The sequence below is a fragment of the Pseudolactococcus yaeyamensis genome, from assembly GCF_054658615.1.
In genome coordinates this window covers 1-20,671 of record NZ_BAAGGP010000052.1, presented here as the reverse complement: position 1 = coordinate 20,671, position 20,671 = coordinate 1, and the positions used below count along the sequence as shown (strand labels likewise).

The window sequence follows — 20,671 nt, the reverse complement described above, 5'->3', positions numbered from 1 at the left end:
CAGGTGTTAGTCAAACTGCTATAATGGAGAGGGTAGGGCATAGAGACCCTAAGATTACAACTTCAATCTATACGCACGTTACCAAAAAAATGTCTGATGTCGCAGTTAAGGAATTGAACAAGATTGCGCTATAAAAAAGTAATCTTAACAAGAGTTTCCTAGGATGTTATTTAATAAAAAGTGATTTGGAAATTCTGGGCAATTCTGGGCAAAAATGAATGAAAAATAGGGAATATGAGGGAAATAAAGATAAATGTTCAAAAAATATATTTACAAAAAACGTGACAACGGTGGGATTTACAGAGGTTTTGGAAGAGGTGGCAAAATATGAGTCGTTTCTCTTTTCAGATTTTTTCAATCACGTTTGGTGGAAATCTTACACTGCGGGGCAGACAACCAGTACAATTAAACCGCCTACAAAAGTTACAGTAGAAAATACAGCTTTAGTATTTAGAAAGCATATTTTACCTATGCTTGGTAACTACTCGATTAACTTTCTTAATCAGAATAAGCAGGTTATTTTGAATTTGATGACTGTTAAAGCTGATGAATATGCCAACTTCAAAGTTATCAGAAGCTATGTCAACTCTATCTTTGACTGGGCAGAAGAATTAGAATACATTGAATCTAATAAAATTTCTAAGACTTTAAAGCGCATTAAACCAACAAAGAAAATTAGGTTACGTGAAGCCAAACGTGATGAAGATTTGTACCTCTCTCAGAATGAACTTCGAGATTGGTTAAAGGCGATTTCTGATGATTTAGAAAGTGGAGATTTAGAGTTAAAAGACTATGTCTTATTCTTTACAACATTTTTTCTTTCTGACCGAAAATCGGAAACCTATGGTCTGGAATGGCAACACATTGATTTCAAAAAAGCTGAAATTCATTTAATTCAAGCATTAGATAGGCATGGGAATGTCAAATCAACAAAAGGAAACAAAAAGACAATTTTTTCAATCCCTAAAGAATTGGTTATTATGCTTCAAGATTGGAAAGTCCAACAAAAACATGAGCTTGCAAAATTTAATATCATTCAAACCAATAAACAATTTGTATTTACGTATATTGATACTAAAGGGAACGTAAACAAACCACTACATGCTGACTATCTCAATTATCGAATGAATGCTATTAAAAAGCGACATACTGACCTTGTACACGCTACACCGCACAAATTGCGACATACTGGAGCAACTCTAGCCAAACAAGCAGGTACTTCTTTAGAAGCTATCTCAGAAGCCTTGACGCATAGTGGAATAGACATAACTCAAACCTATATCAATACTTCAAATGTTGTTCCTATGGCTGTCGGCGAGATTGCTTATCGCCATCTCTAAAAACCAATGGTGTGAATATGGTGTGAATTTTGGTGTGAACTTTGCTAAAAACGAACAAAAAAACACCCTATGGTGTGAACCATAAAGTGCTTTGAAACGTTGATATGATTGAGATATTAACGTTTTGAGAATTGTGAAGCTTTACGAGCTTTTTTAAGACCAGCTTTTTTACGTTCAACCATACGAGCATCACGTGTCAACAAGCCAGCGCATTTCAATGACGCACGGAAATCAGGGTCTACGTTCAAAAGCGCACGTGAGATACCGTGACGAATTGCGCCAGCTTGACCAGCGTAACCACCACCATTAACGTTGACAAGAACGTCGTAAGCACCAACTGTTTCAGTTGCGCCAAATGGTTGGTTGATGACCAAACGCAAGTCTGCGTGTGGGATATATTCTTCAACATCTTTGTTGTTGACTGTGATTTTACCAGTGCCGGGTACCAAACGTACACGAGCTACTGAATTTTTACGGCGTCCAGTGCCGAGGTATTGTACTTGTGCCAATGTCTAGTCCTCCTTAGATTAATCCTGTAATGTCAAGCACTTCTGGGTTTTGAGCTTGGTGTGTGTGCTCAGCGCCAACAAATACTTTAAGTTTCATGCCTTGTGCACGACCAAGCGTGTTATGTGGCAACATCCCTTTTACAGAAGTTTCGATAAGACGAACTGCATTTTTCTCACGCAATTCACCAGCAGTGATTGATTTCAATCCGCCTGGGTACATTGAGTGTTTGTAGTAAATCTTGTCAGATGCTTTTTTACCCGTCAATTTCACTTTTTCAGCATTGACAACGATGACGAAATCGCCAGTGTCAGTGTGTTGTGTGTATTGTGGTTTGTTTTTACTGCGAAGGATGCTCGCAACAACTGCTGACAAACGTCCCAAAGGAATATCTGTCGCATCAACAACGTGCCATTTACGTTCAACTTCGCCTGGTTTAGCGAAATATGTAGTTTTGTTCATGATTTCTCCAATTTTTTATCTGTAGTTTACATAGGTGTAGCTGAATCGTTCCTTATTCATCTACGGTATTTTCAAGTTTCCGGGACCTAAAAATGGGGTAAACAATACCGTTTTATATAATATCACATTTTTACACGTTTTGTCAAGTTTTTTTTGCTATAATAGTACTTATGAACATTGTTTTGAAAATGTCTGCAGCTGATATTGCCCGCCTTGTTGAAATTTTTCAAGCTTGGGCTCAGCCCTCATCCAATACATATACCCAGTTTTTAGCTAAACCAAAAGGCTGTGTGATTACCGTCTATACTTCGGGCAAGGTCATGTTTCAAGGTGAGCAAGCCGAGACCTATGCCGCAAAATTTGGCTACCAAGAAACAAGCTCCGTGCCAGTCCAACAAACCAACATCATCGGTACTGACGAAGTTGGCAATGGCTCCTACTTTGGTGGCTTAGCAGTCGTCGCAACTTATCTAAGTGAGGCTGATATACCGCTCATCAAGAAATTAGGCGTTGACGATTCTAAAAAATTGACGGATGTCAAAATTCGGCAGATTGCGCCTATTCTAAAAGAAAAAATTCAGCATCGGGCACTGTTGCTCTCTCCGGAAAAATATAACGAAGTCATCAGCTCTGGTTACAACGCTGTTTCTGTCAAAGTCGCCCTACACAATCAAGCGATTTTTCTATTAGAACAGGCTTTGTCTACGACACCCGATTATATCATCATCGATGCCTTCACGACTGAGAAAAATTATAGCAAGTATCTTAAAAAAGAAAAGAACCAAACCAAAGGTCAGATCACATTGCGCCAAAAGGCGGAAAGTCAGTTCTACGCAGTCGCTGTGTCGTCTGTCATCGCTCGAGAAATGTTCTTAAACAATCTAGAAGACCTCTCTCAAGATGTTCAGCTTACGCTGCCAAGCGGTGCTGGTCACAAATCAGATGTGGTTGCCGCTCAAATCATCCAACAGTACGGTGAAGGGGCATTAAGCCAAGTCGCCAAACTGCACTTCGCAAATACAGAAAAAGCAAGGAAATTAGCCAAATGAAATTATTAAAAGAATGGGGACCTTTTGCCCTCTTTGTCATCGTCATGCTCTTATTACGTCTCTATGTGTGGCAACCAGTCATCGTTGATGGGCATTCCATGGATCCGACCTTAGCTGATAAGGAACGCCTGATTATCATTAGAACAGCAAGTATCAAGCGGCAGGATATCGTCGTCGCTAAAGAATACAACAAGGAAACTCAGGACACTAAAAATATCGTAAAACGTGTGATTGGTTTGCCCGGAGATACCATTTCATTTAACAATGATGTGCTGACAGTCAATGGTAAGACGGTCAAAGAACCTTATTTGACCAGCTATCAAAAACAGCTCGCGATAGACCACCTACAGCAAACTTACCAATTCAATTCCTTTTTCCAAAGTCTAGCCAAGAACGCCAAATCTTTTACGTTATCAAAAGAAGGTCAGACAAGCTTTACAGTTAAAGTCCCTGAAGGTCAATACTTCCTGATGGGCGATAACCGATTGGTTTCACAAGATTCTCGCCAAGTCGGTACTTTCCCTAAAAAAGACATCGTCGGCGAAGCCAAACTTCGTATCTGGCCACTAAAAAAAATCGGCTTGCTATAATCTAAGAAGGACTTAGTCATGACATTTATTAAAAAGTGCTGGCTCTATGGGGCCGTCCTATTGGTAACGCTTTGCTTTATTAGTCTCCTTCTTTGTCGCCTTTATATCTGGCAACCAGTCACTGTTGACGGTCATGCAATGGATCCAAATTTTGTCGCTAACCAACATCTAATTATTATCAAAAAAGCTCAAATTGAGCGGTTTGATATTGTCGTTGCTAAAAAACAAGGTTCTGGAAATATCTTGAAACGTGTGATTGGTCTGCCTGGCGATACCATCTCCTATGACAAGGATACACTCACTCTCAACGGTCAGGTCGTAGACGAACCTTATCTCAAAGATTATCAAAAAAAATTTGCGACTGATAAACTTCAAAGCACCTATCGCTACAATGCCTTTTTTCAAAGCCTAGCTGAGCGTGCGCAAGCCTTTACCCTTTCAGCAGCTGGTAAGACATCTTTTTCTGTTCATGTACCTGAGGGACAGTACTTTATACTTGGCGACAATCGTCTAGTCTCACAAGATTCCCGTCAACTGGGAACCTTTACTAAAAAAGAATTAATTGGTAAAATCAAATTTCAAGCACCCTAGCTATTTTAAGCCTTAGGAAAATATCAATAAAAAGCATCTGAACTTAGTCGTTAAACTAAGTTATTCAGATGCTTTTTTACTGTTTAATACGCCTCAATCTCAGGCCTATCGTGGACATTGGACTGCTTACCATTGCGTTCATCTAAAACCGCCTGAACATCAGCAGGTGTCACACCAGTTTCAGCCAGCATGACTGCGATATGATAGAAAATATCTGCTGTTTCATTGGCAATCTCTGCCTTGTCCGCATTTTTCGCTGCAATCACGACTTCTGTTGCTTCTTCACCTACTTTTTTAAGGATTTTATCCAAACCTTTGTCAAAAAGATAATTGGTATATGAGCCTGCTTTGGGCTCTTTTTGACGTGCTATGGCTTGGGTGTATAACTCATCAATCATGCTTTATCTCCTCTAAAATGTCATTAAAGAAACAGCTTCTAGTGCCTGTATGGCAGGCTGTGCCAATCTGTTCGACTGCAATCAACAAGGTATCCAAATCACAGTCTGCAGTGATTTTTTTGACGTGTTGATAATGGCCAGATGTCTCGCCTTTGTGCCACAGTTCTTGACGTGAGCGTGACCAATACCACGTTTCTTGCGTTTCTAAGGTCAACTGATAACTTGCTTCATTCATGTAGGCTAGCATCAAGACCTGACCGTCAGCCACATCTGTGACGATGACAGGCACCAGACCATCTGGACTTTTGGCAAAGTTGATCTTAACCGTCTCGTCTTTTAAAATCGTTTTATTCATCTTACAAACGCACCTCAATCTGATTTTCTTTCATTTTGACTTTCACATCATGAATATCAATTTCACCATAATGGAAGACACTGGCAGCTAAAGCCGCTGTGACTGGTGTTTTCTCAAAGACTTCGACGATATCATCAGCCGTCCCCGCACCACCACTTGCAATAACAGGCACATTAACCGCCGTCGCAATTGCTGTATTCAGCTCTAAATCATAGCCAGATTTTGTACCGTCCTTGTCCATACTGGTCAGAAGAATCTCGCCAGCGCCCAGAGAAATAGCCTTTTTCGCCCATTCTATGGCATCCAGTCCTGTGTCCTTTCGCCCACCATTAACATAGACATGAAAACTACCGTCGTCTTGTTTTTTAGCGTCGATTGCGACCACGATACATTGGTTCCCAAACTTCTCGGCACCCTGCCGAATCAGATCGGGATTAGCTACTGCGCTGGAGTTGATGCCTACCTTGTCTGCGCCGGCTTTGAGCATCTTGTGCATGTCCTCGACCGAGCGAATGCCACCACCGACTGTAAAGGGGATGAAAACCTGATCTGCAACAGTCCGCACCACGTCTACCATGGTATCACGCGCCTCATGCGTCGCCGTAATATCCAGAAAAACAAGCTCATCACAGCCCTGCTCATAATAAATTTTCGCCGTCTCAGCCGGGTCACCAACATCCGTCAAATTGACGAAATTAACGCCCTTGACCACGCGCCCATCCTTAACATCCAAACACGGCACAATGCGTTTTGCTAACATCTCAAAACTCCTTTCTGCGATTTCTCTTCGTGAAATCTTGAAACTTGACCTACGCTGACGCTTCGTCCAAGCAGGGTCATTTGCGAACTAAAGGTCGCTCAAAGTCTTCAGTTCATCTAAACTCACATTACCGTTATAGTAGGCCTTGCCGACAATGATCCCAGCAACGCCGATATCAGCTAATTTTGTTAAGTCGGAAAGCTGAGCAATCCCACCACTTGCGATAACAGTAGCACTCGTTAAGGCAGCCTGCAATTTTTCATAATGTTCAAAGTTCGGCCCAGTCAAGGTACCATCCCGATCAACGTCTGTATAAACAAATAGGCGGACACCGATTTTTTCCATTTCAAGTGCCAGAGTAATATAATCTACGTCAGACGTTTCTAGCCAGCCTTCTGTTGCGACCAAGCCTTTTTTAGCGTCAATCCCAACGACAATCTTATCTACCCCGAATTGGGCAAGCGCAGCTTTCACGAAGTCAGGATTTTTAACCGCCATGGAACCAATAATCACGCGATCAACGCCTTTAGCCAGATAGTCAGAAATCTGATCTAAGGTCCGAATGCCGCCACCAACTTCAATTTTCAACCCTGTTTGGGTGACAATTTCTTCGATAATCGGTGCGCTAGTTGCCTGACCATCTAGTGCACCATCCAAATCGACAACGTGCAGATAAGTAATCCCTGCAGCCGCAAAAATTTCAGCTTGTGCCAATGGACTGGCATTGACGACTGTTTCCTGGGCAAAATCACCTTTAAACAACCGAACGGCACGACCATTCTTAATATCAATTGCTGGTAGAATCTGCATAGACAACCTCCTTAAATTTTGCTAAGATACCCAGTCCAACGTCTCCTGATTTTTCAGGATGAAATTGCGCCCCGTAGACATGGCCATGAGAAATCATGGCTGGCACTTTAATGCCATAATCTGCAGTGACATCTAAATAATCAGGGGCAACATCTGTGAAATAGGAATGGACAAAGTAAACGGCGCTGTCTTGTAAGTTCGCGGTTAGCGCTGTCGGTTTGACCACATCCAGCTGGTTCCAGCCCATATGTGGGACTTTCAGGTTGTCGCCTGCTGGAATGGCACGACAGATGCCCGGAATCAAGCTAAGACCATTCGTTAAAACGTGTTCTTCTGACGCATCCAGTAGCAACTGCATGCCCAGACAAATGCCCAAGAGCGGTGTACCAGTCGCCACTGCTGCTTTGATTGTCGCAACCAAGTCACGCTTTTCAAGCTCCGCCATAGCCGTTGGAAAGGCACCGACACCGGGTAAAATCAAACCGTCCGCTGACTGGATGATAGCTTGGTCTGCTGTCAAGATAGCGTCGACACCGATTTTATTTAAGGCACGTAAGACATTGGCTGTGTTGCCTGCATCGTAATCAATCACTGCAATGGTCATCTTACAGTACTCCTTTAGTCGAATTCACCCCATGAATCTCTGGATTCAAAGTCACTGCCTCACGTAAGGCGCGACCTGTTGCCTTGAAAAGGGATTCTGATTTATGATGATTATTTTTACCATGTAAAATTTTCAGGTGCAAGTTCATTTGCACATTGAAAGCCAAGGCTTGGAAAAATTCTTCGACTAATTCAGTATCGAAATTACCTAAGGTTGGATTGGTAAACTCGGCATCAAAAACGAGGTAGGACCGACCTGATAAATCTAGACTCGCCATGCCTAAGGTCTCATCCATTGGCACAAAAGAGGTGCCGTAACGATTGATCCCCGCCTTGTCACCTAATGCCTCACGGAGCGCTAGCCCAAGGGCAATGCCGACATCTTCAACCGTATGATGACTATCCACGTGCAAATCGCCATTAGCCTTAACGACTAGGCTCATGCGACCGTGACTGGCGAAAAGGGTTAACATGTGGTCGAAGAAACCAACGCCGGTTTGAATATCTACAGGCGTTTGGGTGTCTAAATTAACTGCTAATGTAATTTGGGTTTCTGCTGTGTTGCGTGTGATTTCTGCTTGTCTCATAAGTTACCTTTCACTTCTTTGATAATTTCAAGGGCTAACGCCAAATTTGGCGTATTGATTTGGTAGGGCGCTTGTTCGCACACGACTGGCTTGGCACAAAAAGCAATCCCAATACCACTCGCCAAAATCATCGGTAAATCGTTGGCACCGTCGCCCATGGCGACAGTTTGAGATAGCTCAAGCCCTAATTCGACTGCCCATTTTTTTAGGCTGGCTAACTTCACTCCTTTTGTGACAACGTCTCCTGTTGTCTTGCCGGTGAGCCGACCGTCTACAATTTCTAGGTGATTTGCACGGACATAATCTAACCCGAGTTCACGGGCTAGGTCATCAACCGTTTCATGAAAACCACCCGATACCACGCCAACTTTCCAACCATTGGCCTGCAAGGCCTCGACTAAGTCATGCGCCCCTTCAGTAAAATGAATTTGCTTGCGCACCTCAGCGAAAACGGTCTCAGGTAGGCCTTTGAGCAGAGCCACCCGCGCGGCTAGCGCCTCAGCGAAATCTAACTCGCCGTTCATAGCGCAACTGGTGATGTCCGCTATCTCAGCGCCGCTCCCTGCGATCTCGCCCAATAGATCAATGCCTTCTTCCTGAATCAAGGTGCTGTCCACATCCATGACCAGAAGTCCTTTTGTTTTTGTCATCTCATCTCCATTTCTATTTTAATCTAAATCGTTTGGGTGCTTTTAGTTTGACAATGATTAAGCCAAGACTGACATAAGTCACAATGATAATCGAAATCATCATGACATAAGATGTTATTTTATTAAAACTACTCGCTAATTGATAATTTTGAATACAGAAATAATAAAATATCCAGTTAATAACGCTAAAAATTGGATTTATCATGTTACCGTCTCTATCAAATGGTTGCAAAATATAATAGAGAAATAATTCATGAAATGAAAACAAAAGATTGACAGCAACCCCGTAAAAAATAACCAAGCCATAAAAAGATATGGGAATATCTTTCCCGAACAAAAGTATCACAGCGAAAACATCGACGAAGAGTACGCCGACAATCGGTGTATTGGCCATAAACAATTGTTTCAACCGCCCAATAAAACTCTGCAATATGGTTTGTTCAGTCCGATAAAAAGGATAGTTCAACATGGCTTGATCACACTTCGTATAGTAAATGGCAACAATTTCTTTCGACATGCTCGTTGGATACATGATAAAAAAGATAATCGGCAAAATCTTCCCCACCTGATGAAACGTCAAATCACTAGCTTTCTCAAATTGAATCACTTGATAGCCATAAATACCGACTATCGCCAAGAAAATAAGCGCCATGATCCCTAAACGACGGATGAGTTTCTTCTTAAAAATTTTTTGATAGCGCTTGAAAAGTAGGCGATTCAAGAGTTGGATACCAGAAAATTTATCAAATAAGTCTTGCTCGTCAGTCACTTCAATTTTTTGACTTGATTTTTGTGCAGCCTTCAAGCCTGAATTTGACTGATTTGTTTTGAAATCCATCACTATCTGGTCTCGAAATGACTTATTTCGGAAAACGCTTCGAATATAGCCTTGCGATAATGTCTTTTTCCAACTTAGCCAGAAGCTAGCGATAGCTAATATCATGGCAAGCCAAGCTAAAAAAGTTGTCCAATATAGCATCTGAATTAAGGTCAGATAGAGGAAACTAACTAAACCAGCCACCCAAATGACAACTCTATAAATATCTTTTAAGCTCTTCTCTTGGTATTTGTCTAAAACCTTTGACCACCACTGTTGAGACACTAAAAATAGAGCAAGATTTAATAGCAATACGCGTAAACTAGAGGGTAAAACAATTGCAACAAAAGGCTGATGATAGAGAAGGCCTAAAATACTTAGGGGCAAAAGATAGGCCAGTAAACTCAGTACAAGATTGATGCGATTGAGCTTTTTTAGGGTCTCCCCGTAGGAAAGCCGAAACATCCCGGCAAACTCAATCCCCTGAAACAAACTATTATTTGAGGCATCTGCAAAACTCAACTGCTCAACAAGACAAAAGATGACAAATAGCGTCAATGTCCAATGAAAAATCTCGGGATAATCCATCCGAAAAGTATCCCATAAAACTGTTTCCTTCTGTAAGGAATAATTTTTAAGCATAAAAGCCACTAGCCAAGCGATGAAAATGAATACACTTTTTCTAAGCACTATTGCCGGCAAACTCAACCATTTAAAAATCACTAAAATGACAGTCTTTAAATCTCTCATACCATAAAACTTTGGCGAGATAGATTGACCGATGAAAGGTATGCGACGTAACCAAAACCACAAGCCGTTCAGAAATTCGGTAGTTTGAATTTGCAAGTAGTTTTTATAAAAATTAAGATAAGGCATCATTATCATGTTCCTCACTCAAAATCGTCACAATCTCCTTTTCAAAATCTTGAGATTGAAGTTTATCATTCCCTAATACCTCTAATTTTTGGTCATGCAATAAAACAATCTCATCACACAACTCCTTGGTGAGTTCCAAAATATGCGTTGAGAAAATGACAATTGCTCGTGATTTCAATTCACGAATCCGCTCCTTGACCTCGTAAGCCGCAACCGGGTCAAAGCTAGTCAACGGCTCGTCTAATAAATAAATCGGTGCATTTATTACCTCAGTTACTAGCATTTGCACCTTATTTTGCATCCCATGAGAATAATCTCGAAGGAGCTTATTTTGGTCACTGACTTTGATACCATATCTCGTCAAATTATCACTAGCCGAAAGGGGTGTCGTCAAACGTTCCCGATTTAAATCCATAACAAATCGAACAAATTCTAACCCTGTCATAAAATCAGGTAAATGCGTCGTCGTTGTGACAAAACCAATCTCAGTATTCTCATAAGCAGTGTTTTCCTGCCCCACATCATCAATGATGGCAATACTGCCACTATCCACTGATAAATTCCGAGCAATACAATTAAACAAAGTCGTTTTCCCTGAGCCATTTCGACCAAGCAAACCATAAATTTTCCCCGTCTCAAATTTAAAAGTCACATCATTAAAAAGTTGTTTATCATCAAACGACTTATTGATATTTTCTAAAGCAAGTTGCATCTTCCCCCCTAATTCTATTGAGCCTATTTTTACTGTCATTTATCAACTTCCCCACGAATCTCAATCGCACGCACATGTGCCTGCAAACCTTCAGAATAGGCCAAAGTCGTAATATCTTTTGTTGCTGCCGCAACAGCATCTTGGCTGTAATAGGTAAACTGACTTCTCTTGACAAAGTCGTAAACACCCAAGGCACTGTAAAATCGAGCTGTACCAGACGTTGGTAGCACGTGATTTGTTCCTGCATAGTAGTCGCCAATCGGCTCAGACGTAAAATGTCCTAGGAAAATACTCCCAGCATTTTTTATCTTTGGTAGATAAGTCATGGCATCGTCCAAGGCAATTTCCAAATGTTCAGGTGCTACTTCATTCATCAAGTCAAACATCTCATCAACAGAATTGGCAATAATCGTCCGACCATTGTTTTCAATAGATGCCCGAGCAATGGCTTCACGTGGTAAAGTTTGCAGTTGTTTTTCCAATTCAAGGTCAACCGCATCAGCTAACTCGACCGAATCAGTTACCAACACTGCCCGCGCAAGCTTGTCATGTTCAGCTTGTGATAGCAAATCAGCCGCCACATAGGCCGCATTAGCAGAGCTATCCGCAATCACACCGATTTCAGATGGCCCTGCAATCATATCTATCCCAACTTGACCAAAGACTTGTTTTTTCGCCGTTGCCACAAAGACATTGCCAGGACCCGTAATCTTATCCACTTTAGGGATTGATTGGGTGCCATATGCTAAAGCAGCAATCGCCTGCGCCCCACCAACTTGGAAAATCTTCGTCACACCCGCCAATTGAGCTGCGACTAAAATCGCTGGATTAAACTGAGTTTGCGGTGGTGTCACCATATAAATCTCAGGCACACCCGCAATTTTCGCTGGCAAGACGTTCATCAACACACTAGACGGATAAGCTGCCGTCCCACCCGGCACATAGACTCCAACTTTCTCGATCGGTAGCACAAGCTGACCTCGAATCACACCTGACGCCTGCGCATCCACAAAACCTGGCTCAACCTGATGTTTGTGATAAGACTCAATATTTTCCTTGGCATTTTGCAAGGCTAATAAAACATCTGGATCAATCGCATCAAAAGCCCGCTTGATTGTTTCACGTGAAACTTCAAACGACGTCATTGCCAAACCATCAAATTTTTCCGAGTACGCCCGCAAAGCCGCATCCCCATTGGCACGGACATCAGCGATAATTTCTGCGACAATGCCATCAAAATTATCTTGAGATTTGGCATAGGCGGCATATTCTGCGTCTAAAATCTGCGATATTTCCTTTGCTGAACCTGTCAATCGTTTCATTTTAACCATTAAAAGCCACCTCTTCATTTCCTACAACCGCTTGTAGTCGGTCGATAAGCGTCATAATCTCTGGATTTTTCTTAATACTCGCACTATTGGCAATCAAGCGTGACGACACTCGAACAATATCTTCAAACACGACCAAACCATTGGCCACTAGCGTATTACCCGTTTCGACAATGTCGACAATGGCATCAGTTAATCCGATAACCGGTGCAATTTCCACAGAGCCTTGAATTGATACAATCTCGACATCTTCATCCTTGCTATTGAAGAAATCAGTGGCAATTTTTGGATACTTGGTCGCAATCTTCTTTCGCTTATGGTCATAGGGATTATAAGACGGAATACTCGCAACCGAAAATTTGCACAGGCCAATATTCAAATCCAACATTTCCAGATAAGACCCTGGGTGTTCGTAGAGCACATCAGAGCCCACAACCCCCAAATCAGCAATGCCATGCTCGACATAAGTCGCCACATCAGGCGCCTTCACCAATAGAAACCGCAAATCCTGAGCCTCATCGATGAAAATTAAATTACGACCTTTGTCAGCCATAAAGCCCATATCAAAACCAGCATCAGCAAGAATTTTAACCGTATCTTTTTCAATCCGACCTTTGGTCAATGCTATTGTAATCATGCGTCACCTCCATCAAAAACAATATCCTGACGTATTTCTTCATAAACCGCATCAACATCTAAAGCCCAGCCGACCGCACTAACAGCCCCCGCATCAAAACGCTCAAACAATTTATCATAACGACCACCGCTCAGAAAAGCATAAGGCACCTTATCACTAAAGACTCGGAACATCACGCCAGTATAGTAATCTTTTTTAGCCAGCATTCCAAGATCAACCGTAGATTGCGCAAAATCATGACTCAAGTTTTCAATCTCTGCCAAAGCAGCTAAAATCTCGGGATTTTTGACCCACTTTTTAGCAGATTGCAAAACATCTTCAGCTGACCCAAATAAACGGGGTAAATTGATTAAAAAATCGTCAAATTCACTCGGATTTTGCTTAACAAACTCCGTCAAGCCTGTGATTGACTTGTTCTTAATTCGAGTTGCCAGTAGCTCAACCTGCGTCTCATCAAATGCTGCAAAAATCGTCTGTAAAATCCCCGCATGACTCAGCTCAATGCGATAGTCCTTGATCCCAGCCAAATGCAAACTGGACTTGGCCAAATCCAAGGCTTCCGTAATTGCAACAGCCGCATCGAAACCAATAATTTCAATCCCAGCCTGCATCCGTTCATTCTGCAACCCCTTTAGCTCATCATGATTTCTAAAGACCTTCCCACTATAAGAAAATTTAATCGGCAAAGTCACCTTAGTCGTCGCCACCACACGCGCAATCGACTGCGTCACATCAGGCCGAATGACAAGCAAATCACCATGCTTATCAAACAAATGATAGTTATGATTATCTAGCTCATCCTCGAAAACCCCAGCATACTCAATCATCGGTGTATCAATCCGATTAAACCCACTCGCCATCAGAAAATTTGAAACCTTGGTCTCGATCTGATACACACTCTGTGCGCGCTTGAACAGCTTATCGTGCATACCAGGTGCTAATTGCTTATTTTTCATCCAAACAAATCTCCTATCACTTGTATCACTTTAGCCATCTCATCTTGCGTCCCGATTGACATCCTCAAATAATCCGACAAACGCCCCTTATCGCCAAAATAGCGCACATAAATCTGCTTACTTTGCAGAAATTCAAACAAACTTGTTGCGGCAATGCCAGCAGGCTTCGTTAAGACGAAATTTGTAAGCGACGGAAGGACTTCAAAACCAAGCGCGCCTAACTCAGCTGAAAACCAATCTCGCGTCTCTGATATTTCAGCGTTGACCCACTCATAATAGAGATGATCCTCAACCGCCGCAGTCGCTAATGCCTCAGCAATCATATCAACCGAATAGGGATTATAGGCATTTTTCACCGCATTGATCACCGAAATTAATTTCGGAGACCCAATCCCATAACCGACCCGCAAACCAGCCAAAGCCGCATCCTTAGAGAAAGTCCGAGTGATAAAAACATTGTCATATTGTTCGAGCAAAGGTAAGGCGGATTGCCCACCAAAAGCAATATAAGCCTCGTCAATGATCACCACCACATCTTGATTTGCCGCAACAATCGCTTCAACCTCAGACAAATCTTTGAAAATACCCGTTGGTGCATTTGGATTAGCAATCACAATCCCACCATTAACTCGATTCGTATAGTCAGTTGTCACAATCTCAAATTCACCCGAAAGCGGCACTTCTTCAAATGGAATTCGAAATAAATCTGCCCAAACCTTGTAGAAGCCATAAGTTATATCAGGGAAAAGAACAGCATCATCTGAATTAAAAAAGCTCAAGAAAGCCAAAGCTAAAATATCATCCGACCCATTACCAACAATGATTTGTTCTCGATTAACACCCAAGTTTTCCGCTAATTTATCACGTAAGGCATTATTTTCCAAAGAAGAATATTGCCGTAAAACTTGTCCATCAAATGATGCCAAAGCCTGCAAAACACCCGGACTTGGTGGAAAAGCATTCTCATTGGTATTAATTTTAATCATCTTTTTATCTTGCGGCTGTGCTCCAGCCACATAAGGTTTTATTTGACGCAAACCCTTCATTTTAATCTCCTTATCATTAAGTCAACCCAAAATTGAGCCAAAAACGCCCAAGTGAAATAACTTCACAAGGACGTTTAAACGTGGTACCACCTCTTTTCTAACAAATGTCGCCATCTGCTACTCAGCAAGTCAAGACTTGCACCCTTAACGCGGGAAACGTGACACACTACTTTATTTCATATGTCCTCTCAAGAATGTGTAACCTCTGATTTTACACGCTTTCCCAGCACCAAGCGCTCTCTTTAGAATTGACAGAAGTATCTTTCTTTCACAGATTTGTCTATTTACTACATTTTACAAGAAAATTCAGAAAATAGCAAGCAATTTTTGCGACCAAGTAAAAATTGCTCTGCGACGAGTAACCGCAGGAGCAAAGTTTTAAACGAAGCAAAGCGGAGTGCAAACCCCCGTGCGACGAGTAATCGCAGAAGCATGCGGGCTTTATGCATAAAAACGTTATACGAGTATGTAGAAGCACCTTATTCAATATTATTGATATGCAACTTAAAAGTTTATCTATCATAAATTTTTAAGTTGCATATCAACGTACTCCCTATATAATTTATGATTATTAATCAAATAATCATGGTTCCCTACACCACTTACAGCACCTTCCTCAATAAAATAAATTAAATCAGAACTAATTATTGTGCTCAACCTGTGGGCAATGACTAATGTTGTACGTCCTTTCGTCAATTTTTCTAAAGATTTTTGAATCATACTTTCTGATTCTGAATCAAAGCTTGCTGTTGCTTCGTCTAATATCAGAATTTTAGGTTCACGTAGAAAAGCTCTAGCAATAGATAATCTTTGACGCTGACCACCAGACAAACGGTTACCATTTTCACCAACCTCTGTATCCAATCCATTTGTCATATTGAATACAAATTTTTTAGCATTAGCTAATTCAAGCGCTTTCCAAAGTTCTTTATCAGTATAAGTTTGTTCTAATCCATATATCATATTATCTCGTATAGTGCCTGAAAAAAATCATCACATCTTGACCCACAAAACCAATCTGCTTTCTCCAATGATTTAAATTTATTTCTTGTATATTTTGATCTCCAATAAATATAGTACCAGATAATGGTGGATAAAATCGCTCTAAGATATTGAAAATAGTTGATTTACCACTTCCTGACGGTCCGACAAATGCGATAATAGCATTAGGTTTCGCTTCAAAAAAAATGTTTTTAAGAATAGGTTTACCCGATTCATAACTAAAACATACATTTTCCATTCTTAATCCCTTGTTTAGAACATCTACGTAATCTCCATCTAAAAATTTTTCTTCCGCTTCATCTAGTATAGAACGGATACGCTCCGTAGAACCAAGTGTTTCTGATACATCACTTGCAAATTGACCAACAACACCAATCGGACCAACTAATTGGAATAAATACATTAAAAATGAAACTAAAACCCCAAAAGTCATCTCACCCCGAGCCACACGATTTGCACCAAAGGATAAAAGTCCTAAAACCAATAACATTAAAACTGTCGTCATTAGTGGATTTAACGCTGACTGTAAAATGACTTCTTTTTGTCCAATTTTGTATAGTTTACCTGTCTCCTTCTCAACCGATTCAATCGCATTTAATTCTCCATTAGACGCTTTGACAAGACGAATCTCCCTCAAAAACTCAGCTGCTCTTCCTGTAAAAGTTGATAAGATATCTTGCCTTTGTTGTCCAATTTTACCAAATTTAAGCATTATCGGAAACAAACTTAAGACCGTAATTGGTAATGTCACAATCATAACTAATGCCATTTTCCAATCCATATGTATGAGTAGTACAATTGACCCTATAATAGCTATAACCGATAATAGCATCTGTGGAAACGAGGTTGACAAAAGAAATTTTAACTGTGTTGAATCATTTGTTAATCGTGATACAATTTCTCCAGATTTATTTTTATCGTAATATTGTAATTTCAAGTACATCAATTTAGTCCATAGTACATTTCGCATATTTAATACAATATTTTCCCCGAAAAAACCAAGAAAAATACCTGAAATACAACTAGCAATAGCTGATGACAAATAGGCTAATAGTATAAATAAAATTAATGCCTTTTGTAAAACCATTGATAAGTTTGGCAACATATTGAGGAGCAGCTAACTGTATAGCTGTTGAAATTATACCAAAAATAAGACCAAACAGAAATTGCTAATATTTCGGTTTAGATTTTTTTATTAATCCTATAAAAGATTTGAGATTCATTGTCGTATTATCCATTTCGTCAGTTCTTTCCAAAAACACTATCGTAATAATATTGCTTTTCATCTATTAGGCATGTACTCTAGCATAGAAAAATGCAGAACAATCAGATGTTCTGCACCACTTTGAAAAGTTAATCAATATTAGCTTTTCACTTTACCGTTTTCGTAATAGGTATAATGTGTATATGCACCCCAAAATCAAACAGTTTTCAAAAATTTTTTAAATTTCATTAGGTTGACTCCTCTCTATAAAATATTTGGACTTACATGAAAACTAGTCAATACCACATTGTTTTAATGCTTCAATTTTTTTACATATTTCATAATGATGTATAAAACAGTTGTAATCACAAGTTGTTGCACCAAGTTTGCTAAATAAGTCCCTAAATTAATATCTGAATTAAAGACAACACTCTCACTAGGACCAAAGTGGCTATTATTTTCAATTATGTCCATAGGAATATACTGCCAGAAAATGCCATAGAATAAAAATACAAACATTAGACTTGGGAAAATAAGCATTAGTATTTTGATGATTTTATACCGAAATGTTATATGAACTAACAAATGCGCACTTAACCAACACCAAAGTACTGATAATAACATACTAACAGCGATAAATTGAACAATATTAATCTTTCTTAATGTCAATAAAAGTGCTATAACAACTACTAAAATCAACATGGATAAAAATATATCAAATTTCCTAATTTTCATTTTTTCAAACTTTTCCTCCCTAAAAATAGAACCATAAAATTAAATCATACATCGCATGGATTTCTCCCAGTATAACGATTGACTTAATTTTTCTAGTTAATAAACCAAAAATCAAACCAAATGGTAATCTAAAGACTAGATTATCAGTTAAAGAGAGACCATAGTGACCAACAAAAGCGAAAATTACTGCTTGTATTAGATTGACATGCCAAAACGAAAAACCCGAATCCTTCAGACTATTAATCATATAGCTCCGATACAGTATTTCTTCCGATATACCAACAAGGATATACGTTATAACTAAAATAATTATTCGCCAAAGCACTTCATCTTTCAGATAGCTAAAAACAGATACCATGATAACTCCAAAAATAAAAACACTAATAAAACTATTTTTGTAGTTTTTTACACCTATCCCCTCATTCGTATCATTTATTTTATCAATAAACCATATGCCAACTAATACAAAAATAAAGTATATAATTTTATTCCATAAATCAGTCATCATCGTGTCAATTTTTGTTGAAAACAGCCAAAGAAAAATTATACCAAATGCTGGTACAGTCGAACTTATAACAACCAGAATAAAATTTTGTAAGATTGCATTTAACTTTCTATTCCTAATCATGCAACCCCAATTGTTAATAAAGTTCCCTCAATTTGAAAGGCTAACTGAACCCCAAATTTTGAAGCCCCCAACGATCGCCGTATTGCAATTTCCTTACTTCTTTCTGAAATAGATGCGTATAGGGCATTCATAACACCAAAACCTGCAACAAATAGAGAAACACTCCCTATCATAATAAACAAGATTTGACCAGCCTTTGCAGCGCTTTTAGATTCACTTAAAGCTTTTTCATTATTATCGGCAGCATACCGTCCCTTCTCTCTATTACTGCCTTTTGAGTTCAACAAATTAAGAATCTCATATCTTAACTTAGAATGATTAGCTATTTTCGTATCTATTACCATATTGTCATAGACTTGTGACTGAATTTTTTCAAGTAACTGACTACTAATCACGATATCAGGAAACAAAGTCGTATCACTTGTCGTGTAGTATAACCCAATTATTGTAACTTCCTCATTTTTAATAGCTAGCGTTTTACCGATAATTTTTGAAATATCATCATCATTTAAGAATTGATGTGCCAACTCGTCACTAATCATTGCATTTTGAGAACCGACATCGGTAATAGATTTTTTATCGCCACTCATAACAGATAAATTAACATTTCGCGCAACTTCTTCCAATGAGCGAACTGTTTTCTGCGATACCTGTTCTCCAAATTTAATAGGAAGCTGTCTTGATAACCCTTCACCATGTAAACTGACCTTGTCAACACTAGTCACACTTTTTATTAAATCTACATCTGAAGAAGTAAAACCTTCATTTTTTGTACTATTTTCAGGCTCATATATCACTGTTATCTGAGCACCAGACCCTAACTACTCATCTAAATTTTGATTCAGATAAGCATTACTAGATAGGATTAATAAGATTGTTAATACCGCAATCGCAATTGAAAATAAGGTCATAAAACTCTTGACACGATGTCTTGATATTTGTAAAAGTGTATCTTTAAAAATTTTGTAAATAGTTTTTGATTTCATATTTTTACCAATGTTTCATCTACTAATTGATACTTTTGCTGAGAATAAGCAGCAACTTCTAAATCATGTGTAACCATAAGAATAGTATGTCCTTTTTCGTTTAATTCTGTAAGTAATGCCATAATTTGCTTACCAGTTTCTTCATCAAGTGCACCCGTCGGTTCGTCAGCAATAATAATCTGTGGTTCATGTATTATTGCGCGAGCAATTGCTACCCGTTGTTGCTGACCACCTGATAGAGCTTTTGGAAAAGCATTCTTCTTACCCAAAAGCCCAACTGATTCTAAAACTTTGTCTATGGCACTTTCTTCAATTTTTTTATCTGAATAAATATTAGGAATCAATATATTTTCTTTTACTGTATATTCTGGTAAAAGATTATAATTCTGAAATACAAAGCCAATCGCTTGATTCCTTTTCTTTGTAAGTTCTTCTTCTGACATTTCACTGACTATCAGATTATCAAAGCGATAAGAACCCTCAAATTTATTATCTAATAAACCAATAATATTCAATAAAGTTGATTTATCTGAACCAGACTTACCAATAATTGAAACAAATTCCCCTTTAGTAATAGAAAAATTTAAATTTTTTACTATAATCGTTCCTTCATCATGACTTAAAAAAATTTTTCCAAAATCATTCATTTCTATTAATAGATGACTAGACATGTTGTGTATTCTCCATAATCTCTTCCACTATACTCTATTTTTATTTTATAGATTAATCGTTCGAACCAACTTATGAATTAATTCTATCACAAAAAAATACCAAATTTAAAAAGTGGAAAATCTTCCACTTTTTAGAAATAGTTCTAATAAAAGGAATATTTTCCACTTTTCATAAATATGAAAAATCTAGTATATAATAAGATATACTAAAAATTAAGTCTAGTGGTAATAAGTCAAGTATTAATTGTAAATTTATTTTACAAGATTTATGAAACTAAGGTACACTAAATAAGCCTACGAAAAATTCATTTTTTCGCAAGTGCTATCAAGGACTTGTGCTCAATAAAATTTTATTGATCCATATGCCTCCT

24 protein-coding genes and 2 pseudogenes are annotated in these 20,671 nt (G+C 39.1%); 5 read left to right on the top strand and 21 right to left on the bottom strand.

Annotated elements, in window-relative coordinates:
- Together ACYQ21_RS10285 and ACYQ21_RS10280 are read left to right on the top strand one after the other, a co-directional pair.
- Window positions 1-134 (top strand): annotated as a pseudogene (locus ACYQ21_RS10285) (tyrosine-type recombinase/integrase); the annotation flags it as partial.
- A 198-nt stretch (window positions 135-332) separates the two neighbouring features.
- Window positions 333-1,340 (top strand): annotated as a pseudogene (locus ACYQ21_RS10280) (site-specific integrase); the annotation flags it as partial.
- Window positions 1,341-1,456: 116 nt separating this feature from the next.
- Here the strand turns inward: ACYQ21_RS10280 and rpsI are convergent.
- Both rpsI and rplM read right to left on the bottom strand, forming a co-directional pair.
- Complete coding sequence (rpsI, locus tag ACYQ21_RS10275; RefSeq protein WP_460058293.1) at window positions 1,457-1,849, bottom strand: 30S ribosomal protein S9; 393 nt, start codon at window positions 1,847-1,849, stop codon at window positions 1,457-1,459.
- A 13-nt stretch (window positions 1,850-1,862) separates the two neighbouring features.
- Window positions 1,863-2,309, bottom strand: a complete 447-nt coding sequence (gene rplM / locus ACYQ21_RS10270; RefSeq protein ID WP_460058291.1) for a 50S ribosomal protein L13 — start codon at window positions 2,307-2,309, stop codon at window positions 1,863-1,865.
- 170 nt (window positions 2,310-2,479) lie between these two features.
- Between rplM and rnhC the strand changes: the two genes are divergently transcribed.
- From rnhC to lepB (ACYQ21_RS10255), 3 genes are read left to right on the top strand one after another with little or no spacing between them, the layout of a single operon-like run.
- On the top strand, window positions 2,480-3,358 hold the full coding sequence (gene rnhC, locus ACYQ21_RS10265) for a ribonuclease HIII (protein ID WP_460058289.1): 879 nt from the start codon (window positions 2,480-2,482) through the stop codon (window positions 3,356-3,358).
- Entirely contained in the window at window positions 3,355-3,948 is a 594-nt protein-coding gene (gene lepB, locus ACYQ21_RS10260) for a signal peptidase I (protein ID WP_460058287.1), read from the top strand. Before rnhC ends, lepB (ACYQ21_RS10260) begins: the two co-directional genes overlap by 4 nt.
- A gap of 18 nt (window positions 3,949-3,966) precedes the next feature.
- Entirely contained in the window at window positions 3,967-4,539 is a 573-nt protein-coding gene (lepB, locus tag ACYQ21_RS10255; RefSeq protein ID WP_460058285.1) for a signal peptidase I, read from the top strand.
- A gap of 83 nt (window positions 4,540-4,622) precedes the next feature.
- On the opposite strand, the gene hisE is transcribed toward lepB (ACYQ21_RS10255), so the two are convergent.
- The 19 genes from hisE to ACYQ21_RS10160 all read right to left on the bottom strand — a co-directional run bounded on the left by hisE (window position 4,623) and on the right by ACYQ21_RS10160 (window position 20,300).
- The gene (gene hisE, locus ACYQ21_RS10250) at window positions 4,623-4,937 is read right to left on the bottom strand and encodes a phosphoribosyl-ATP diphosphatase (protein WP_314089171.1); all 315 of its coding nucleotides are present in this window, start codon (window positions 4,935-4,937) and stop codon (window positions 4,623-4,625) included.
- Window positions 4,930-5,292 (bottom strand): phosphoribosyl-AMP cyclohydrolase, encoded by a 363-nt coding sequence (gene hisI, locus ACYQ21_RS10245; protein WP_460058283.1) that lies wholly within the window; start codon window positions 5,290-5,292, stop codon window positions 4,930-4,932. The genes hisE and hisI overlap by 8 nt, the downstream gene beginning before the upstream one ends.
- Window position 5,293: 1 nt before the next feature.
- Window positions 5,294-6,052, bottom strand: a complete 759-nt coding sequence (hisF, locus tag ACYQ21_RS10240) for an imidazole glycerol phosphate synthase subunit HisF (protein WP_460058281.1) — start codon at window positions 6,050-6,052, stop codon at window positions 5,294-5,296.
- An 87-nt stretch (window positions 6,053-6,139) separates the two neighbouring features.
- Entirely contained in the window at window positions 6,140-6,862 is a 723-nt protein-coding gene (gene hisA / locus ACYQ21_RS10235) for a 1-(5-phosphoribosyl)-5-[(5-phosphoribosylamino)methylideneamino]imidazole-4-carboxamide isomerase (RefSeq protein WP_460058279.1), read from the bottom strand.
- Window positions 6,840-7,466 carry an imidazole glycerol phosphate synthase subunit HisH gene (hisH, locus tag ACYQ21_RS10230; protein WP_460058277.1) on the bottom strand — a complete coding sequence of 209 codons (627 nt, stop codon included), beginning with the start codon at window positions 7,464-7,466 and terminating at the stop codon, window positions 6,840-6,842. Before hisH ends, hisA begins: the two co-directional genes overlap by 23 nt.
- Window position 7,467: 1 nt before the next feature.
- Entirely contained in the window at window positions 7,468-8,052 is a 585-nt protein-coding gene (gene hisB, locus ACYQ21_RS10225; protein ID WP_460058275.1) for an imidazoleglycerol-phosphate dehydratase HisB, read from the bottom strand.
- The gene (gene serB, locus ACYQ21_RS10220) at window positions 8,049-8,702 is read right to left on the bottom strand and encodes a phosphoserine phosphatase SerB (RefSeq protein ID WP_460058273.1); all 654 of its coding nucleotides are present in this window, start codon (window positions 8,700-8,702) and stop codon (window positions 8,049-8,051) included. Before serB ends, hisB begins: the two co-directional genes overlap by 4 nt.
- Window positions 8,703-8,715: 13 nt before the next feature.
- On the bottom strand, window positions 8,716-10,398 hold the full coding sequence (locus tag ACYQ21_RS10215; RefSeq protein WP_460058271.1) for a hypothetical protein: 1,683 nt from the start codon (window positions 10,396-10,398) through the stop codon (window positions 8,716-8,718).
- On the bottom strand, window positions 10,382-11,107 hold the full coding sequence (locus tag ACYQ21_RS10210) for an ABC transporter ATP-binding protein (protein ID WP_460058299.1): 726 nt from the start codon (window positions 11,105-11,107) through the stop codon (window positions 10,382-10,384). The genes ACYQ21_RS10215 and ACYQ21_RS10210 overlap by 17 nt, the downstream gene beginning before the upstream one ends.
- Before the next feature lie 35 nt (window positions 11,108-11,142).
- The gene (gene hisD / locus ACYQ21_RS10205; RefSeq protein ID WP_460058297.1) at window positions 11,143-12,429 is read right to left on the bottom strand and encodes a histidinol dehydrogenase; all 1,287 of its coding nucleotides are present in this window, start codon (window positions 12,427-12,429) and stop codon (window positions 11,143-11,145) included.
- A gap of 1 nt (window position 12,430) precedes the next feature.
- On the bottom strand, window positions 12,431-13,072 hold the full coding sequence (hisG, locus tag ACYQ21_RS10200) for an ATP phosphoribosyltransferase (protein ID WP_460058269.1): 642 nt from the start codon (window positions 13,070-13,072) through the stop codon (window positions 12,431-12,433).
- Window positions 13,069-14,028, bottom strand: coding sequence for an ATP phosphoribosyltransferase regulatory subunit (locus ACYQ21_RS10195; protein WP_460058267.1), 960 nt, complete (start codon window positions 14,026-14,028; stop codon window positions 13,069-13,071). Before ACYQ21_RS10195 ends, hisG begins: the two co-directional genes overlap by 4 nt.
- Window positions 14,025-15,080, bottom strand: a complete 1,056-nt coding sequence (gene hisC / locus ACYQ21_RS10190) for a histidinol-phosphate transaminase (RefSeq protein WP_460058295.1) — start codon at window positions 15,078-15,080, stop codon at window positions 14,025-14,027. Before hisC ends, ACYQ21_RS10195 begins: the two co-directional genes overlap by 4 nt.
- 513 nt (window positions 15,081-15,593) lie before the next feature.
- The gene (locus tag ACYQ21_RS10185; RefSeq protein ID WP_460058265.1) at window positions 15,594-16,037 is read right to left on the bottom strand and encodes an ATP-binding cassette domain-containing protein; all 444 of its coding nucleotides are present in this window, start codon (window positions 16,035-16,037) and stop codon (window positions 15,594-15,596) included.
- Between the two features lies 1 nt (window position 16,038).
- Window positions 16,039-17,163, bottom strand: a complete 1,125-nt coding sequence (locus ACYQ21_RS10180) for an ABC transporter ATP-binding protein (protein ID WP_460058263.1) — start codon at window positions 17,161-17,163, stop codon at window positions 16,039-16,041.
- 429 nt (window positions 17,164-17,592) lie between these two features.
- The gene (locus tag ACYQ21_RS10175) at window positions 17,593-17,982 is read right to left on the bottom strand and encodes a hypothetical protein (RefSeq protein ID WP_460058261.1); all 390 of its coding nucleotides are present in this window, start codon (window positions 17,980-17,982) and stop codon (window positions 17,593-17,595) included.
- Window positions 17,983-18,034: 52 nt separating this feature from the next.
- Window positions 18,035-18,523 carry a CPBP family intramembrane glutamic endopeptidase gene (locus ACYQ21_RS10170; RefSeq protein ID WP_460058259.1) on the bottom strand — a complete coding sequence of 163 codons (489 nt, stop codon included), beginning with the start codon at window positions 18,521-18,523 and terminating at the stop codon, window positions 18,035-18,037.
- Window positions 18,524-18,639: 116 nt separating this feature from the next.
- A complete protein-coding gene (locus ACYQ21_RS10165; protein ID WP_460058257.1) occupies window positions 18,640-19,440 on the bottom strand; it encodes an ABC transporter permease in 801 nt (266 codons plus the stop codon).
- Between the two features lie 185 nt (window positions 19,441-19,625).
- On the bottom strand, window positions 19,626-20,300 hold the full coding sequence (locus ACYQ21_RS10160) for an ABC transporter ATP-binding protein (RefSeq protein ID WP_460058255.1): 675 nt from the start codon (window positions 20,298-20,300) through the stop codon (window positions 19,626-19,628).
- Between the last annotated feature and the right edge of the window lie 371 nt (window positions 20,301-20,671).